Here is a 16885-nt window from a genome sequence, read left to right on the forward strand (position 1 = left end):
CTGTTGTCCTCCCTTTTCATTATGTTCTATATATCAAGCTGAGCATGGAGCTTAATATCGTATTGAGTTACTCTTTGAGTGACCCCAGCATGGAGCCTTTGACAAAGTACTTCTGCAAATAAGGATATACCAGGACGATAGGAATCGTCGCGAACAATATAGTGGCGGCCTTCAAGGTAGTTGTATTGAAATCATAGTCACCCAGGAACATGTTGACGGCTGCCAATTCCTCGGGAGAGGTCAGATAAGCGCGAAGCTTCACCTGAAGCGGCCATTTGTCCGGGTTTCGAATGAACAGAACGGCACGCTGGAACGTATTCCAATACCCGACGGCATAGAATAAGCTTACTGTCGCCAGGACGGGCTTGGACAGAGGCAAATAAATCCGGAATAATACCCCTCCGTCATTACAGCCGTCAATCCGGGCCGAATCATACAGCTCCGCGGGAAGCCCCATAAAGAAGGTTCGTATGATAATCATATTGAAGGTTCCTATCAAACCCGGAAGAATCAAAGACCAGAGCGAATTCATCATGCCTAGCTCCCGTACCGTAATGAAAAACGGAATGAGCGGCGCGTTGAAAATCATAGTAATTATGATGCCCAGCATGATCGGCTTGCGGATAAGAAACTCCTTATGGGACAACGGGTAGGCCATGAGCACGGAGAACAGCATACTGAGCAGCGTACCCACGACGGTTATATATATGGTGATGCCAAAGGCCGTCCATAATCCTTTATTTTGCAAAATATGGCTCCAGGATGCCGTTGTGAACTCGACAGGAAGCAAAAACACCTGCTTGGAATCTGCGGCAATGGGCGCGCTGAAGGATACGGCCAGCAGATTCAATAAAGGAAACAGCATCGTCGCCGCAGCGGCTGTAAGCAGCAAATAGTTGAATACTTGAAATATTTTTTCTCCTAAGGTTTGTTTCATTACCATAACCCCTGTTCTGTTTTTCGCGCCATCCGGTTAAAAACCCACAGCAGCACAAACCCGATGACGGATTGAAATAATCCAATGGCGGTCGTTACGCTATATTGCCCCTGCAGAACCCCGGCCCGATACACATACGTTTCAATGATATCACCGACCGAATAGGTCATTGGCGTTAACAGGTTATACATCTGATCGAAGCCCAGCTCCAGGAAGTTGCCGATATGCAGCAGGAAGAGGACCAGGATGGTCGGGAACATGACCGGAAGCGTAATATGAATGGTTTGCTTCCAGCGGTTCGCTCCGTCCATGACCGCCGCTTCATACAAATTCGGGTTAATCCCTGCGATCGCGGCCAGATAAATGATCGTCCCCCACCCTATTTCCTTCCATATACCGGATATGACGACGATCGTGCGGAAGTAAGCTTGCTGCTGCATGAACAGAATCGGTTCAAAGCCGAACCAGCCACGAATCATATTGACTACGCCCTGGGAGGACAGCAGTTCAAATACAATCCCTCCCACAACAACCCACGACAGAAAATGCGGGAGATAGAACAAGCTTTGAATCACCCTTTTGGCCATCATAATTCTTAGTTCATTCAAGAGCAGCGCCAGGATGATCGGTGCCGGAAAACTGAACAGCAATTGATAGAATGCGATGGTTGCCGTGTTTCTTAATACAAGGTAGAAATCCTGATACGTAAAAATAAACTTAAAGTTGTCTAAACCTACCCAAGTGCTGCCTGTTATTCCTTTTAATATCTGATAGTTTTGGAACGCTATCACACTTCCCGTCAGCGGCACGTATTTAAATACAATGTAAAAGAGCACGCCGGGAAGAACCATCAAATACAGCATCCAATGTCTTTTTACATTGGTCAGGAAAAGATTCAAATAATGATATATCCTGTTTGCTGGCGCTTTGGTGGATCTGGTATTCGTTTGAGTATATGCTTCTGCCACCACCACAACCTCCTTCGTTAGTCGTTACCGACATCATACCGTCCCATGCCTGGGGGGACAATCGTTCATTCCTCTATCGCATGCACAAATCCGCTATCCTCAAGCCCTTGTCCAATTCGTGTGCGGCATGTCGGAATCATTGATGAGCTATGGGGCCCAAAAGCGCATAAAACAAGGAAATACCGCTTTCAATTGGAGGAGCGGTTGGTTGCGTGGCGGATTGGTTGGTTGCATTTTGGAGAATGGATATGAGCAATTAGGCTTCTGTTGGAGTGCAAAAAAGTGCAAAACAAAACGACTGCCCCCGATTGGTGTCGAAGGGCAGCCGTTATGCTGAAGCTGAGCCGCTTGCTTAATGATCAAAGATGAGAACATTCCTCTTTATCCCTTTGGTTGTAAAGAAGGAAACATCGTATGGATTCATATTCAAAAAATTATATCACAGCCGTGCCGCTTATAACGGAAGCGATAGCCCGCTTCCAGCCATCGTAGTAACGGATCCGCTCGTTCTGGTCCATTTGCGGTTCGTAGGTTCGGGAATCCCTTCGGTTTCTTACTATATCCTCCAGTGAGGCCCAGTAGCCTACGGCAAGCCCTCCCATATAGGCAGAGCCCAGCGCGGAAAGCTCGGCAATGCCGGATTTCCGTACTCGTTTCCCCAGCATATCCGCTTGAAACTGCATCAGCGTACTATTATTCGAGGCGCCTCCGTCTGCACGCAGCTCGCGAAGATCCATGCCTGATTTCGTCTGGAGCAGCTCGACGGCATCGCACACCTGATAGGCGATGCTCTCCAGCGCCGCGCGAATCATATGGCCCTTACCCGTTCCGCGATTCATTCCTGTAATGGCGGCTCTTGCATGCGGCTTCCAATGAGGCGCCCCCAATCCAACAAAGGCGGGAACCAGATACACACCATCGTTGGCGGGGGTTTCGGCCAGCAGCTGTTCCATTTCATCAAAGGTTTGAAACAACCCCAGATTATCCCGGATCCACTTGATGCTGTCGCCCGATGTCCGGATAACGGCCTCCAGAGCATACATCACGCTGCCTCCCTGTCCCCAGGCAATGGCTTGCACCAGGCCGTCGCTTGCTGGCGCAGGTGCTGTTCCTACATTCATCAGCACCGACGTTCCGGTCCCGTAGGTGGCCTTGGCCATTCCCTTCTCAAAGCACAGGTTGCCGAACAACGCAGCTTGTGAATCGCCGATTAAGCCGGCAATAGGAATGCCGTCTGCAAGCGATCCCGCCCCGCTCGTATAACCGAACACGACGTCTGATGGCCTTACAGCCGGTAACAGGCTGGCAGGCACACCGAACAGCCTGCACAAATCTTCATCCCACTGCAAAGTATGAATGTTAAAAAGCGACGTTCGACTCGCATTCGTATAATCCGTTGCGTGAGCCGCTCCGCCTGTAAGCTTCCACAGCAGCCAGCTGTCGATGGTTCCCGCAAGCAAATCCCCGGCGGCCAGCTTCTCCTGCGCGCCTTCCGTATGCTTCAATATCCAGTGCCATTTCGTCGCGGAAAAATAAGGATCCAGCATAAGCCCGGTCCGTTCCTTCACGATGCTTTCATGCCCTTCCAAGGTTAGACGTTCACAAATCGCTGCCGTTCGCTGGCATTGCCATACGATGGCCCGGGAAATCGGCATCCCCGTCCGCTTATCCCATACAACAGCCGTTTCACGCTGATTCGTTATCGTGACCGCCACTATCCGTTCGGGTCCAATGCCCGCTTTGGCCAGTACGTCCGCCGAGCATTGCAGCACCTGATCGTAGATTTCAAGCGCGTCATGCTCCACCCACCCGGGTGCGGGATAATATTGTGTATGCTGGGAGGTGCTAACGGCGGCGATACAGCCCTCCCGGTCCACGATCAATGCTTTGGTGCCGGACGTGCTTTGATCAATAGCCAGAATGTAGTTGTCCATTGGGGGTCACCTTACCGTTCCATAAGCTCAAGCGCCGCCTTCTTGAGGCCCTGCACGCTGATTCCATAATGCTCGAATACCTCCGAGGTTTTGCCGGCAATAGCGGGCTCGTCGGGAATGCCGATGATCCGCATCGGCACCGGATGGTTCTGAATAACCACTTCAGCCACGGCAGCGCCGAGACCTCCATGAATGCTATGCTCCTCAACCGATAAGATGCGTCCTGTCTCCCGGGCTGCCCGAAGAACCGCTTCCTCATCAAGCGGCTTGATCGTATGCATGTTTAGAACGCGGCAGGAAATCCCTGATTCCTTCAAAGCCGCCGCCGTATCCAGGGCTACGCGAACCGTCTCTCCTGAAGCGACGAGGGTCAGATCCGTGCCCTCCCGCAGTGTGACGGCCTTGCCGATCGTGAACTCGTAATCGTCCGATTCGTATACATCCTCTACCGGGTTCCTGCCGATTCGGATATATGCGCCTCCCTTGTAGCCGACAAGTGCCTCCGTCATGCGTTTCATCTCATGCCTGTCGGCCGGCATGAACACGGCAAGCCCCGGAATGGCGCGGGTGACCGCAAGATCCTGCACCGAATGGTGCGACATTCCAAGAGCGCCGTAGCTGATGCCGCCGCTAATCCCCACAAGCTTCACATTTGTTGCCGAGTAGGCCACATCCACTTTGATCTGCTCGATGCTGCGCATACTGAGAAAGCATGCCGGTGAGGTGACGAACGGCTTCTTGCCGCTGTGTGCGAGACCGGCGGCGATGCCGACGATGTTTTGCTCGGCGATGCCAACCTCGACAAATTGCTCCGGATAGGCGCTCGCAAACGGCGCCATGGCGGCAGAGCCCCGGGAATCGCTGGCAAGCACCATAATGTCCCGGTCCTGCCGGGCCAATTCGAGCAAGGTCTCGCAGAGAGCTTGCCGATTAGGTATTTTATTGGCCATGGCTCTGCACCTTCCCTTCCTGCTTCAAGCTGTCCAACTGAGCAGTCAGCTCCGCCAGCGCCTTCTCCAGCTCCTCGTCATTGGGCACATGATGGTGCCAATGCGGCACATTCTCGGCGAACGATACGCCTTTTCCCTTTACGGTGTTCGCCAGGATCAACGTCGGCTTGCCTGCTGCGGACGGAGCTGCTTCCAAAGCCTCAACCAGCTCCCCCATATGATTGCCGTCAAGAGAGACGACGTTCCACCCGAAGGCCACCCATTTCTCATCGAGCGGGTCGAGTCCCATAACCTCCTCTGTTGAGCCGCTGATCTGGAGCCGGTTGCGGTCTACAATGCCTACCAAATTATCGAGCCTGTAGTGCGCCCCGGCCATTGCCGCTTCCCATACGGAGCCCTCGGCCTGCTCCCCGTCGCCCATCAGGCAGAATACGCGATATGCCCTTCCGTCCCGCTTGGCAGCCAGCGCCATGCCTACGGAGATTGCGAGTCCATGACCCAGCGCTCCTGTGTTCATTTCGATGCCGGGCACCTTATTGTTGGGATGACCGATAAGCTGGGTCCCGAAACGGCTGAAGGTACTTAAATCCTCCTTCGGAAAGAAGCCGCGGTCTGCCAAAATGCACCATATGGACTCCACCGAATGTCCCTTGCTCGCAACAAAACGGTCGCGGTCGGGATGCTTCGGATCTGCCGGGTCCACCTTCATAACGCGATAATAAAGTGCGGTAAGAATATCCGTATTGCTGAGGGATCCGCCCGTATGCCCGGTTTGCGCCCCGTGGATCATACGAAGCAAATCCATGCGAATTTGGATGGCTTTTTCCTGTAGCTCCCTTATGTCCATAGCCATCCTCCTTTACAGCCCCGAACCGCGGAGCCAGGCCTTGATTTCCTGCTCGGTCGGGTCAACCGGATCCGGCGTCAGACCCGGAATATACTGACAGGCCTCATATAAGGCCGGGATTGCATTCGCATGAATGCCTACGGAATGATGGACGTAAGGCCCTTTCACCAATTTTTCCTCCCATAACGGCCAATCGTTGACCTCAACCCACACATAGGAGCCTCTAGTGTAGGGACCCGAAATCCCGCGTGCCTTGCCAAGGAACAGCTGGTATTCGCCATGATCGCCGTCGAATCGCGCCAGCGTCATAGAACCTCCCTTGATCTCGCCCTCATGGGTTCCCGGGGAATGGTCATCGAACAGAAAATGCTTTCTAAGCTTCGGCTTCTCCTCCACACTCAGGGATACCGGGAAATTGCCGCAATGGAAAAGCAGCTCCCCGTTGGGATTCTCGGGATGCCGAACCGTCAGATCCGCGAAAAAGGTAGGATGCTGGTTCATCGTCGCCGCCTGCACCATGACGGAGGTAATTGCGCCGTGAATATCGGTCTCACAGGTGACCGGAATCTGCTCATCGGTCAGTATCGCATTTGCGAGACAAGGCATAATGCCCATAGCGTCCTGCAAGGAGGACCAGCACTGGATAGCTATGGCCGAGCTGCCTGTCTCCGTCGCAAGCTGCTTCATGGCCACCTTGAGAGCGGCGATCCGTTTCACATCCGCCTCCGTCACCTCCGACCAATCCAGCTTAGCTTTAATAAGATCCACTGCCTCGGCAAGCTCCGAGCTGTTACCGCTTTCAATGCGCTTCGAAGCACGTTGGATATCCACCAGCGTTATCGGATGAATCTCAATGCCGAAGTGCTCCAGCAGTTCACCTTCGTTGCACATCATCGTCCAGAAAGAAGCCGGACGGGGACCGATCTGAAGAATGCGCAGACTGCGGAACTGGCGAACGACATTGGCGGCGGCGATAAAATTGGTAAAGCCGCGCTCGAAGACAGGGTCATCCACCCTGCAGTTCGTCACATAGGTAAAAGGTACATTGAACCTCCGCAGCACTTTGCCTGTGGCAAACAGACCGCACTGCGTGTCACGCAGACGCATGCCATCTTCGAGCGGGGATTCGTCCCTTGGCCCCCACAAAAGCACTGGCTTGCCAAGCGCCTTCCCGACCCTCGCCACCGTATCCTCGGTACCAAAGTTGCAGTGCGGGAAAAATACCGCGTCCACCTTCTCCTGGCGAAACCGCTCCGCAATCTGGTCGGCATTGATGTGGTCGTTGTACAGAAGCCCTTCCTCATTAAGACCTTCGAGATCGACAATATCAATGTCCATACCGAAGCTTTCTATTTTCTCCTTGATCAATACCTTGTAACGAAAAGCATCCTCCGCACTGAATACAAACCGGCGCGTAGGCGCATACCCCAGCTTAAGCTTCTTCATCCCTGCACCCTCTCCCAATGAAATTATAAGGAATAAAATGACCACTAAACAAACTAAACATTTTACTAAAATAATCAGGTAATAACTGTAATTTGTTTATGTTTAACTATAAAATATCATCAAAATTTTCCATGGTCAACCCTATTTTTAGTTGTTGTTTAGTCGTTTCCGCTTTAAAAATCTGCATAGTTTTAGTTTATAATCATATTTGTATAGTTTCACTCACAAATCAATAAACTAAATTTGTTTAGATTATTTTCTTGTTACAATAATACTAGGACAGCAAAAAGAGTCAGACGATAATCCGTATCGTCTGACTCTTTTTACACTGTCCTGTCGAACAACCTGCATAAGTTAACCAGGCGTCTGTGAAGGGGAGTTACTTTCTTTCTATGACAGCAAAGTAATTGTCTTCATGGTCTGCGAAGTTAAATACTCTTCCGGAAGGAATGGTAACGATATCTCCGACCTTAACATCTTTATTGGTCAAGTCGGCATGCAATTGGTCCAGATTTTCCGTGAAGAACATTAACGAAGGTGTCCCTAGATTTAACTCGGGCGACATTTTAGCAACGAACTCCTTATTATGAAGCACGATACTTGTTTCGGCTCCCTCCGCCGGAGCGATTTCAATCCATCTCATGCCCTGCCCGTTATTTTCCTCTGACAAGACTTTAAACCCTGCTTTTTCCGTCCAAAATTCCACAGCAGCGTCCTGGTTGTTTACATACAGCATAATTTGACCGATTTTACTAATCATGCCTATCACTCCTTATCTAAAGTTTACCAAAATTCAGGTACCCTTAAACCCTTCCAATGATAAGGTGTAAGGTTATCGGGGCAGACTCGTTCCGCTTGTTTTACTGAAACTAGAGTAGCATATGGAGAACGCAGTGATTTCTTCTCGATTGCGAATTTCATTTAGAAAAACGAGTTAAGACCCTCGACAAAATAATCGTAATCCTCATCCGTTATTATTTTCGCGCCATAACCATCAAAGAACGCACGTTGATCATGGCTGGATTGGAATATATTCGGCTTGGGTCTTACGGCTAAGGACACATCATACCGCCGATCCCCGTAGGCCCCTCCGCTCCAATCAATGATTCCAGCTACGCTGCCTTCATGAACAAGGACATTATCGATTGTAAAATCGCCATGTATCAGTGTCGGCTCCATTTCATTGGGCCTCTGATGCCTGATTTTCTCGAGTAAAGCAGGGGTACCATCTACCTGATAATGCTTCAAATGGTACTCGGCTTGGGTAAGCATAGCGTCGAGCCAGATCTCGCTTTTCTTAAGCTCATCTGGACAAGGTGTCGAATGGATTTTCTGCAGAATCCTTCCATAAGCATAAATAATATCGTACCTAAGGGCAGAATCTTTCTCATATGTGAGAGCGCTGCGCAAGGTCTCCCCCTGCAGGTATTCCATTAACAGCCAGCATTGAATCCCTTCTTGTTCCCCGTCTGCATCAAATGATAGACTTCAGGGACTCGAAGCCCTGTTGAAGCCAAACAAGACAAAACGGATGCTTCTCTTTCCAGCCATTCGCCGTATTGCTTTCCTTTGGCTCTCTTTAGTACGGCCTTTCCATGCCTCCCGTCAATGATGCCGACATCCGATGTATAGCCCTGCCGGGGAAAAGTAATTCCGTTGATGCTACCCAGCTTGGCCCTGATTTCAAACGGGATTTCTTGCTCGGAAATTGGCGGCATTCATCTTTCCTCCCTCTGGAATTCATTCTAATTACAGCCGGGCAGGAATTAACCGGTCGACGAATCCGAAGCGTACGCCTTTACCGATTCTCTAATGACCAGCTCTGGCGGAACACTCCACCTAATCAAGGCATCTTTGCAATCCAGTGTTTTGTTCAGCAGCTTAATTGCCGCTTGGCACATGCCGTGGACATCTACGCGCATCGTCGTTAAGCCCGGGTTCAAGGTATCGGCCATCTGCAAATCGTCGTAACCCATAACGGAAACGTCCTCCGGGATGCGAAGATTGGCCTTGCGAAGCATCTGTATGAGCAGAATCGCCGCACGGTCATTTCCGCAAAATATTGCGGTCGGCTTTGTCTGCATCCTTTCCCAGTAGCTGCCTATTTCCTCCTCATTGGCGTTGAATCCCTTCGACTCCGTCAAGCACATGGCAGGATCAATCGGCAGCCCCGCATCCCGCATAGCTGTCCAATACCCCATCCAGCGCTCTTCGTGGCTGGTCGTCAGGTTGGTTGGCCCGATGAAGCCGATGCGTCGATGACCGCAGCCGGCCAAATAAGTGACGGCTTCGTAAGCACCTTCTATGTTGGCCGAGGTCACAGATGGAGCATTAATTCCGCGGTGGTACGAATCAAGCATGATGAAGGGCTTGCCCTGCTCAGCTACCATCGCCGTATAAGAGCTGCTCACGATACCGAATAATATGGCACCGGTGAAGTCTATATCGTGAAAAAGATTAGGGAGCTGCAGCTCCTCCTCCATTTGCCCGTCAATGCGTGCAATAACGGCGTTATACCCATTATTTCGAATCTCTTTTTCCAGCGTCCATATCAGATTGTGATAGAACAGAAAGTGATCATTATCTTCATAGCTGATGATCCTCTCCGGAACGAGTACCAATATATTTGAAGGCTTCTTGTCTTGTTCGTTGTACTTTCCATAACCAAGCTCCTTGGCGGCTAACCAAATCCGTTCGCGCATTTCTTGACTGACGCCCTTCTTATTCCCGAGAGCAATCGATACGGCATTTTTCGATATTTGCAAATAGTCGGCTATATCCTGCATGGACACTTTTTTTCTGCGAATCATGATTTCCCCCACCCCAAGAATATGGTACAATTCATTTACATATTGCTTGATTTATCAGTACTTTGTCAAGTGATGTAAAGTAAATTGTGGAGGTCATATCATGAATTATGCAATCGGCATTGACATCGGAGGCACCAAAACCGCGATCGGACTCGTCGATTCCACTGGACATATCGAAGCCAAGCGGATTCTATCCACAGAGGGTTCACCGGAGACGATGGTGGAGCGCATAGCTGCCGCAATCCGTGAGCTGTGCAGCGAAGCTTCGGTCGAACCCGCCCATTTACAAGGGATTGGAATTGGCGCCCCAGGTCCGCTGCACCCAGCAAGCGGCTTGATTGTATGTCCGCCAAACTTGCCGGACTGGAAAGGATTTCAGCTCGTAGGCGAGCTGCACAAATATTTCGATAACCCTGTCCTTATGGAAAATGATGCTACAGCCGCGACATTAGCCGAAAAATGGATCGGGGCCGGAAAGGATAGCGATCACTTTATTTACTTGACGATCAGCACCGGAATCGGCGCAGGGATTTACCTGCACGGCAAGCTCATTACCGGCTCAACCGGCAATGCAGGGGATGCCGGGCATATGGTCGTCGACCCCGCTGCAGGACGCTGCTCATGCGGTCAAGACGGATGCTGGGAATTCGCAGCTTCCGGAACGGCTATCGCGCGTCAAGCATCCTCCATGCTTGGCCGTCAGGTTACCGCACAAGAGGCATTCTCATTGGCCGAGCAAGGAGACGAGTCTATGAAACAGCTGTTTCAAGCCGTTTTTCGCCAAATTGGCGTTGGCTGTGTCTCATTAATTAATGTATTAGACCCTGAGAAAATCATCATCGGCGGTGGTGTATCCAAAATCGGCGGGCGGTTGTTCCAGGAAATTCAGAACTATGTCGCTCTGCATGCACTGAATCCGTCAGGCCGCAATACGCCTATCATTCCGGCGGCACTCGGTCAAGATGCCGGGCTCATCGGAGCGGCCGCACTTATTCACATAGGCAAGGAACCGGGGGTTAGCCCGAAGGAAGAGAGGCTGCAAGAGCGCCCGTCTGTTGATAAGCGAAACCATCCTCTATTTCTGGAGCCTGTCTTCCAAGAACGAATTTGGGGCGGAACGAAGCTGAGGGATAAGTTTGGTTATGACATTCCCTATGCCAATACAGGCGAATGTTGGGCGGTCTCTGCCCATCCAAACGGTCAAAGCATCGTCCGTAACGGCGAGTATCAAGGACTGCCTCTCGGTGAGCTGTGGTGGCGGCATCGCTTCTTATTCTGCGATCCGGCTCTGGTCAGCCCCGACGCGCCGTTCCCGTTATTGATCAAAATTCTCGACGCTTCGGACGATCTATCCGTACAAGTCCATCCTGACGATACCTACGCCGCCATTCACGAGAACGGAGAGCTTGGCAAGACCGAGTGCTGGTACATCCTCGACGCCGAGCCTGATGCGGAAATTATTTACGGACACCGGGCACAATCCAAGGAGCAGTTCGTTGAAGAGGTGCGCAGCGGGAATTGGTCCGGCTTACTAACCAGGGTCAAAGTAAAAGCCGGGGACTTCTATTACATCCCGAGCGGAACCCTTCATGCCCTCGGCAGAGGGATCGTTGTGTTGGAAACGCAGCAAAGCTCCGATACTACGTACCGGGTCTATGATTATAACCGTATCGGACAGGATGGGAAGCCGCGTGAGCTGCATCTGGATAAAGCCATGGAAGTGACCAGCGTACCTCACCAACCGGTAGAGCCTCCTATCCATTCCACCGTTCAGGGGGATTGCGTGCGGACGACAATGATCAACAACGCATTTTTTACCGTTCAAAAATGGGGCATTACCGGAACCTCTCTATACGAAGAGCCCTCTGACCATTTTCTAATCGTCAGCGTCATCGACGGTACAGGCGCCCTCGAATGCGAGGATACGTTGTATGCATTGCGCAAAGGCGACCATTTCCTGCTTCCGCGAAACGTTGGTCCCTACCGGATCAGCGGCAGGCTCGAGCTCATAGTTTCCGGTCCCGGCGAGAAATAATCCAGCCATCATATATTTTACACCCCGCAAAGTGACGCTTCGGCTTTGAGGCTGATTCAGGTACTTCGTGGGGAGCCCCGATATTTATACTATCAACGGCAAACGGACGGCCCTCCTGCTGGAGAGCCGTCCATTTCTTGCGCCCATGAACTGACTAATCGTGATCTGATCAATGACGGCATTTGGTGCGAAGGTTCCGCCTGTCAGGTCATTTTCAAGGAGATTTATTTAATTTTGTACGTTAACGGTCACTTGACCAGGCCGGTAGACCGTCTTCAGATTTCCTTCCGCATCCGCCGCAAACATTACGGTGCGCTCGCTTTCCAGCTCAAAGGAATAAGCCTTTCCTGTTTGCGGATCACGAACGGCGATTCGTGAAGGATATGCGTATTCCGATACAAAGATGAACAACGCGCCTTGAGCGAAGGACAGCTTCCTGCCGTAGACGCCGGCAAGCTCTCCGCCCTCCAGCCACTCGAGCTCCTCTTGGACATGCGCCTCCTGAAGGGCATGGGCATAGACCGCTTTGATCGCATCCGTCCGATGGTTCAGCTCTACAGGCAGCGGACACCATAACAGAGTTCCTTTCCCGACCGCGACCCTTTGAATTCCGGCTGGACGGGTCGCTTCAACAGGAGTCACCAGCTGTTTGTTCGTATCCGCGATTCTCGCCCCGCCGAAGGAAACCGGTACTAGCTCATCACCGATTTGTACCATCTCCTCACGCAGTACGTTCGTCACAGCACCCGCAGGAAGCACATTGGCAAGCCGGTCAACCGGACGCCAGTATTCGTCGAGTCCTACCGGTCCCGTGAAGAGAAGCGTCCCCCCATGTGCTTCAATATGGTGAAGCAATTCCTGCAGCGACGAGCTTCGGAAGTTATGGGCACTCGGCACGATAATCAGCTTCGGCTTGTGCGTAGAGAGCGATGCCAGGTGATATTCGCCGATCCCTCGCGGGTGCACATTCATTTCATAGGCTAACGTACGGATCGCGCGGGTGGTTGCTTCCCCCGCAAGCGGGCGGTTAGAGAAATCATTGGAATAAGGATACACAACAGCAACCTCTTCCAGCTCTCTTCCTGCAAAAAGCTCCTTCTCGCTTTCCATAAACGCGCCGAAATCATAGGACACTTCCGCTTCAGGCTTCTCCGTGCCATCTCCACGCAAGGCCCCGATGTTGGACTCGTTAACATTATTCATATAGAAATTAATATTCCATATCCATTGGACAGCACCGGCGCCGCCTGTCGAGAATGCATAGGCATATTTTCTTTCCAATATATTGCGAAGCTCGGCTTCGCTGCGCTTCGCGCGGCCGTCCGGCGTTTCCACATACATGATTCCTGTTTCTTGAATCAGGTTCGGCTTATCCGTATCCTTGGCGAATATACCATCCCAGACAAGATCGTCCATCTTCCACCACGAATGGACGGTTGTATAATCAACCGCTTCCGCGTAGAAAAACGGTGAAGGCCGCTGCGCGCCAAGCCCTTCGTCCTGACCGACGGTCACCAGCTGCTTAGGCTGTATTTCACGAATCGTCTCTATCAATTGGGCAGCCCAGCGGTTATGCATCTCCATAGAGAACAGCGTGTAGTCGAGCCATTGACCGCTCTTCTTGGGCAAGGATTCCGTCGTATTAAATCCGATAAACTCCGGCTCCGGCAGCTCTGCCGCTTCAAAAGAAGGGAGCTCCTCCGGCGTCATGCTCCAGCGTTCTTGAAGCTGCTGGATGGAACCGTGCCGTTCACGAAGAAATTCAATATAGCGCTGGCGTTCAAAGCGGTCCCGGCTTGAGCGCGGCCCCTGCTGAAAGATCCGTTTCGGATCGAACATCGACGGCTCGTTGATCAGATCCCAATGAACATGCTTGGATTCTGCATGTCGGGAAACGATGGCGGAGATGAAGCGTTTCTGGGCTTCAATGCTTCTTGGGTCCAAATAAGGATTGACGCCTTCCCAAGTCTCCGGTGTAAAGGCAAAGAAATTAAACGTCACTTCCAGATCATAGCGCTTGGCTGTCAGGATGAAGGCATCGATGGCGCGAAGCACTTCCTCATACGCATGGCCATCCACGAACATGACCTGCCGCCATGCCGACCAAATGCCTGTGCGGATCAGATTGATTCCGGCCCTTTTCATTTGCGCCATATCCCGATCCCATACCGCAATGTTCGGCATAAACAGGAACTTCCGAGCCACATCGCTTGTCATATAGGTCATCCCGACGACCGGCAGCGGCTTCCCGTTCTTCCAGAAGTAATCGCGGTCGCAAGTGATGTAATCGCCTTGTTTCAATAGCTCCTCATCCATGCCCCAGAAGCCTTGGCGCAACAGCCTCGTCTCTCCCTCTTCAGATACCGCTTTGCATTCTGCAATATAAAGTCCGGCTTCCAGTGCCGCCGAAACATGCATTTTTACAAACTCGAGCTCCTTGCCTGCCTGAAGCTCAAGCGCCTTCTCTTCCAGGCAGTCGAAATCAGCCTCTTCATACGTAAAAGCAGGGTCAGGCTTAACGCATACCGATTCCTTGGCCTTGAGCACTCGAATGTTGAATGTCCATTTCGTTTTCTGTGCGGCTTGACTGCCGAGCTTTTGCGCTTGCAGGGTTAGCGTCGCACGGTCCCCGGGCTCATAGGACGCATAGTTCGATTTGAACCAGAGCTCTGTCACACCGCGAGCCGTAAACTCGGCCCACTCCCCTAGCGCTTGCGCGCCGCCAAGCTGCCAAAAGCAGCTTGAAATCTCTTGAGGAATTAGAACCCACCGACCGCCGGCAAAATCTCCCTTTGTATTCTCCAGAAGCACCGCAGGTGCTGCAACCTCGCGGAGAAGCGGCTCCTCGCCGATGCCCTTCAGCAAAGGATAAATATGCGCATCCATAGGTCCTGAGGAGCCCAGCTGCCCCGGCTGATCGTCCGTGCGGGTTACGTGAAGCACAAGACCATAGGTCGGCGCCACGGTGAACAGCTGCTCCCATCCTTGAAATATAGGAATATCCGGGCTGGCGGCCAGCTTCTTGATCGGAGCCGGGTCTACCGGCAAAGCTTCATGAATTTGCAATTGGCGGTGATAGCCCGTTTGCTTCGGTTCGCAGACCCACTTCCCATCCTCTTCGTACACCGGTGCCGTAAAGGGAGCGCCGCCAACGGTCAGCAAGCCTTTGCCCCGGCGCAGAAAGGATAATACGTGATTCCAGGCCGCCTTCGGAACATAAGGTCCGTGCAAATGGATTAACGCATCCGCTTCTTCCAGAGCTTCCGGCAGGCCGGCCGCATCGGCTACTCTATAATTGACCCGGAGCGCCTGGAGCGCCGTTTCATCGGGCCTTTCGCCGGCATATGGAAAGCTTGAATCGTAAAAGACGACTATCGTACTCATTGTGTGTCCTCCAGAATGTGAATAGTAGCTGCGTATTTGTTGCTGCCACGGAATTTTGCAGCCCCGCGGCAGCAAGCTTCGTCCTATATCCTTATAAGGCTATGTTTGTTTAGGGGATTATTTGACCGAAGCTCTCGCTTCCTTCCAGCTTTTGTTCAACGCGTCCAGCTCTGTCTTCAGGTCATTGGCTTCCAGCACCTTTTGAATGTACTTGCCGCCGAAGAAATCAATTTTTGCGGTATTTCCGATATCGTTCCATTTGGAGGATGTCGCTACATTTTCAATAAAATTAGGGTTATAAGATTTAAATTCTTTTAGCTGAGCCAGGCTGGGCTCCTTGGATTTTTGCGGCGGAATATAGCCGGAAGCCTCTACATAGCCCGCTTCTTCCACCATGAACTTGATCCAGGCTTTGGCCGTCTCCTGATTTTTGCTCGCTACACTGACGCCGTAGAAGTAATCATAGTTGAGCGGAGCATTAAGCTTGCCGCTGTTGTCATAAGGTAACGGGAAGAAGCCGATATCCTCGGATTTGGCTCCAGCGCCGATAACCTGATTGATGACCCAATTGCCTAAGAAGTACATCCCTGCTTTGCCTGAAGCGATTTCCCCTTTGGATGCTTCCCAAACGTTGGAATGCAGATCTTTCTCCACATAGCCCTTCTCTTTGAGCGTTCGCACAATCGTAAAGCCTTTGCCGAATTCATTATCCACTTTAAACGGCTCATCCGTGTTAACCATTGTGTTCAAATAATCAGCCTTGCCGCTCATGAACGGAGCCAGAACCTCGCCCCACTGCTTCATAGGCCATTGTGCGCCATTGTTGATGTAGATCGGGACAATGCCTGCCGCCTTCAGCTTCTCGCAGGCTGCGTAAAATTCATCCAAGGTTTTTGGAATCGAAGTGATGCCGGCTTTCTCGAAGGCTTTTTTGTTGTATACGATCCCCTCTGTGCTGACACCGGATACGATACCGTATATTTTTCCCTCGTACGCTTTGACATCGTTGAAGTAAAGACTCCCGAGAGCATCCGCCACATCATTGACCGGCGCGAAGAACTTACCGAGATCCTGCGTGGAGATGTTAGAAGGAAGCATGAGCACGTCTCCAACGTTATTCGCTGATAAGCGGACACGGATATCGCTCTCATAGTTCGTGATGCCCTCGAACTCCACATCCTGCACACCAGGGTATTTTTTCTTGAAGGCTTGCTTGTATTTATCGAACGTACCGTCGTTAATAAGATCCGTACGGTTCGTTACCACCGTAATTTTCCCTTTGACATTGGCGTTGCCGCCTGCCGCTGCGTTTGCTTGATCTCCTCCCGGTGCCGTCCCGTTTGTGTTATCCGTCGAGCATCCTGCAAGAGCCGTTGCGGAAAGAGCTACCGCCAGCATGGTTCCTACTACTTTCTTCATTTGATACATACTCCCCTTCTACAAGTTGATATCGCTTACAAGGAGATTGTATAGGGAAAAGAGAACGATTACATTGGTTTAGGTTAATAATTCTTGTCTTCAATTATCCTCTTGCAGCCTTGGGTCAGGCTTAGAACACAACAAAAAACAAGCTT

General features: G+C 51.5%; 13 protein-coding genes. 1 reads left to right on the forward strand and 12 read right to left on the reverse strand.

The features are described 5' to 3' along the window. Positions 1 to 67: 67 nt before the first annotated feature. The 10 genes from GGC63_RS01080 to GGC63_RS01120 all read right to left on the reverse strand — a co-directional run bounded on the left by GGC63_RS01080 (position 68) and on the right by GGC63_RS01120 (position 9892). Entirely contained in the window at positions 68 to 937 is an 870-nt protein-coding gene (locus GGC63_RS01080) for a carbohydrate ABC transporter permease (protein WP_192700761.1), read from the reverse strand. Next, a complete protein-coding gene (locus GGC63_RS01085) occupies positions 937 to 1800 on the reverse strand; it encodes an ABC transporter permease (RefSeq protein ID WP_192701380.1) in 864 nt (287 codons plus the stop codon). The genes GGC63_RS01080 and GGC63_RS01085 overlap by 1 nt, the downstream gene beginning before the upstream one ends. 539 nt (positions 1801 to 2339) lie before the next feature. Next, positions 2340 to 3839, reverse strand: a complete 1500-nt coding sequence (gene glpK, locus GGC63_RS01090; protein ID WP_192700762.1) for a glycerol kinase GlpK — start codon at positions 3837 to 3839, stop codon at positions 2340 to 2342. Positions 3840 to 3850: 11 nt separating this feature from the next. After that, a complete protein-coding gene (locus GGC63_RS01095; RefSeq protein WP_192700763.1) occupies positions 3851 to 4789 on the reverse strand; it encodes a transketolase family protein in 939 nt (312 codons plus the stop codon). Then, the gene (locus GGC63_RS01100; protein ID WP_192700764.1) at positions 4779 to 5636 is read right to left on the reverse strand and encodes a transketolase; all 858 of its coding nucleotides are present in this window, start codon (positions 5634 to 5636) and stop codon (positions 4779 to 4781) included. Before GGC63_RS01100 ends, GGC63_RS01095 begins: the two co-directional genes overlap by 11 nt. Before the next feature lie 12 nt (positions 5637 to 5648). Next, positions 5649 to 7082 carry an L-fucose/L-arabinose isomerase family protein gene (locus GGC63_RS01105; protein WP_192700765.1) on the reverse strand — a complete coding sequence of 478 codons (1434 nt, stop codon included), beginning with the start codon at positions 7080 to 7082 and terminating at the stop codon, positions 5649 to 5651. Between the two features lie 379 nt (positions 7083 to 7461). Then, complete coding sequence (locus GGC63_RS01110) at positions 7462 to 7842, reverse strand: VOC family protein (RefSeq protein ID WP_192700766.1); 381 nt, start codon at positions 7840 to 7842, stop codon at positions 7462 to 7464. A 161-nt stretch (positions 7843 to 8003) separates the two neighbouring features. Beyond that, positions 8004 to 8516, reverse strand: coding sequence for a phosphotransferase family protein (locus GGC63_RS01115; protein WP_264081997.1), 513 nt, complete (start codon positions 8514 to 8516; stop codon positions 8004 to 8006). Beyond that, positions 8516 to 8800, reverse strand: coding sequence for a hypothetical protein (locus GGC63_RS34225; RefSeq protein WP_225947850.1), 285 nt, complete (start codon positions 8798 to 8800; stop codon positions 8516 to 8518). The genes GGC63_RS01115 and GGC63_RS34225 overlap by 1 nt, the downstream gene beginning before the upstream one ends. A 48-nt stretch (positions 8801 to 8848) precedes the next feature. Further along, entirely contained in the window at positions 8849 to 9892 is a 1044-nt protein-coding gene (locus GGC63_RS01120) for a LacI family DNA-binding transcriptional regulator (RefSeq protein WP_192700767.1), read from the reverse strand. Positions 9893 to 9992: 100 nt separating this feature from the next. Here GGC63_RS01120 and manA point away from each other — a divergent pair, with 100 nt between their 5' ends. Then, complete coding sequence (manA, locus tag GGC63_RS35030; protein ID WP_318780960.1) at positions 9993 to 11927, forward strand: mannose-6-phosphate isomerase, class I; 1935 nt, start codon at positions 9993 to 9995, stop codon at positions 11925 to 11927. Between the two features lie 228 nt (positions 11928 to 12155). Here the strand turns inward: manA and GGC63_RS01135 are convergent, their stop codons facing one another. Then, positions 12156 to 15311, reverse strand: a complete 3156-nt coding sequence (locus tag GGC63_RS01135) for a beta-galactosidase (RefSeq protein WP_192700768.1) — start codon at positions 15309 to 15311, stop codon at positions 12156 to 12158. A gap of 117 nt (positions 15312 to 15428) precedes the next feature. Beyond that, positions 15429 to 16730 carry an ABC transporter substrate-binding protein gene (locus tag GGC63_RS01140; protein ID WP_192700769.1) on the reverse strand — a complete coding sequence of 434 codons (1302 nt, stop codon included), beginning with the start codon at positions 16728 to 16730 and terminating at the stop codon, positions 15429 to 15431. Positions 16731 to 16885 lie beyond the last annotated feature (155 nt).

This window comes from Paenibacillus sp. OAS669, from assembly GCF_014873645.1.
GTDB classification, from domain to species: Bacteria; Bacillota; Bacilli; order Paenibacillales; family NBRC-103111; genus Paenibacillus_S; species Paenibacillus_S vulneris.

Coding starts and splice junctions, on each gene's coding strand:
- GGC63_RS01110 (WP_192700766.1), bottom strand. CDS start 7,842: ATGATTAGTAAAATCGGTCAAATTATGCTGTATGTAAACAACCAGGAC.
- GGC63_RS01095 (WP_192700763.1), bottom strand. CDS start 4,789: ATGGCCAATAAAATACCTAATCGGCAAGCTCTCTGCGAGACCTTGCTC.
- GGC63_RS01115 (WP_264081997.1), bottom strand. CDS start 8,516: ATGGAATACCTGCAGGGGGAGACCTTGCGCAGCGCTCTCACATATGAG.
- GGC63_RS01085 (WP_192701380.1), bottom strand. CDS start 1,800: ATGCTGTATTTGATGGTTCTTCCCGGCGTGCTCTTTTACATTGTATTT.
- GGC63_RS01120 (WP_192700767.1), bottom strand. CDS start 9,892: ATGATTCGCAGAAAAAAAGTGTCCATGCAGGATATAGCCGACTATTTG.
- GGC63_RS01140 (WP_192700769.1), bottom strand. CDS start 16,730: ATGAAGAAAGTAGTAGGAACCATGCTGGCGGTAGCTCTTTCCGCAACG.
- GGC63_RS01100 (WP_192700764.1), bottom strand. CDS start 5,636: ATGGACATAAGGGAGCTACAGGAAAAAGCCATCCAAATTCGCATGGAT.
- manA (WP_318780960.1), top strand. CDS start 9,993: ATGAATTATGCAATCGGCATTGACATCGGAGGCACCAAAACCGCGATC.
- GGC63_RS01080 (WP_192700761.1), bottom strand. CDS start 937: ATGAAACAAACCTTAGGAGAAAAAATATTTCAAGTATTCAACTATTTG.
- GGC63_RS01135 (WP_192700768.1), bottom strand. CDS start 15,311: ATGAGTACGATAGTCGTCTTTTACGATTCAAGCTTTCCATATGCCGGC.
- glpK (WP_192700762.1), bottom strand. CDS start 3,839: ATGGACAACTACATTCTGGCTATTGATCAAAGCACGTCCGGCACCAAA.
- GGC63_RS01105 (WP_192700765.1), bottom strand. CDS start 7,082: ATGAAGAAGCTTAAGCTGGGGTATGCGCCTACGCGCCGGTTTGTATTC.
- GGC63_RS34225 (WP_225947850.1), bottom strand. CDS start 8,800: ATGCCGCCAATTTCCGAGCAAGAAATCCCGTTTGAAATCAGGGCCAAG.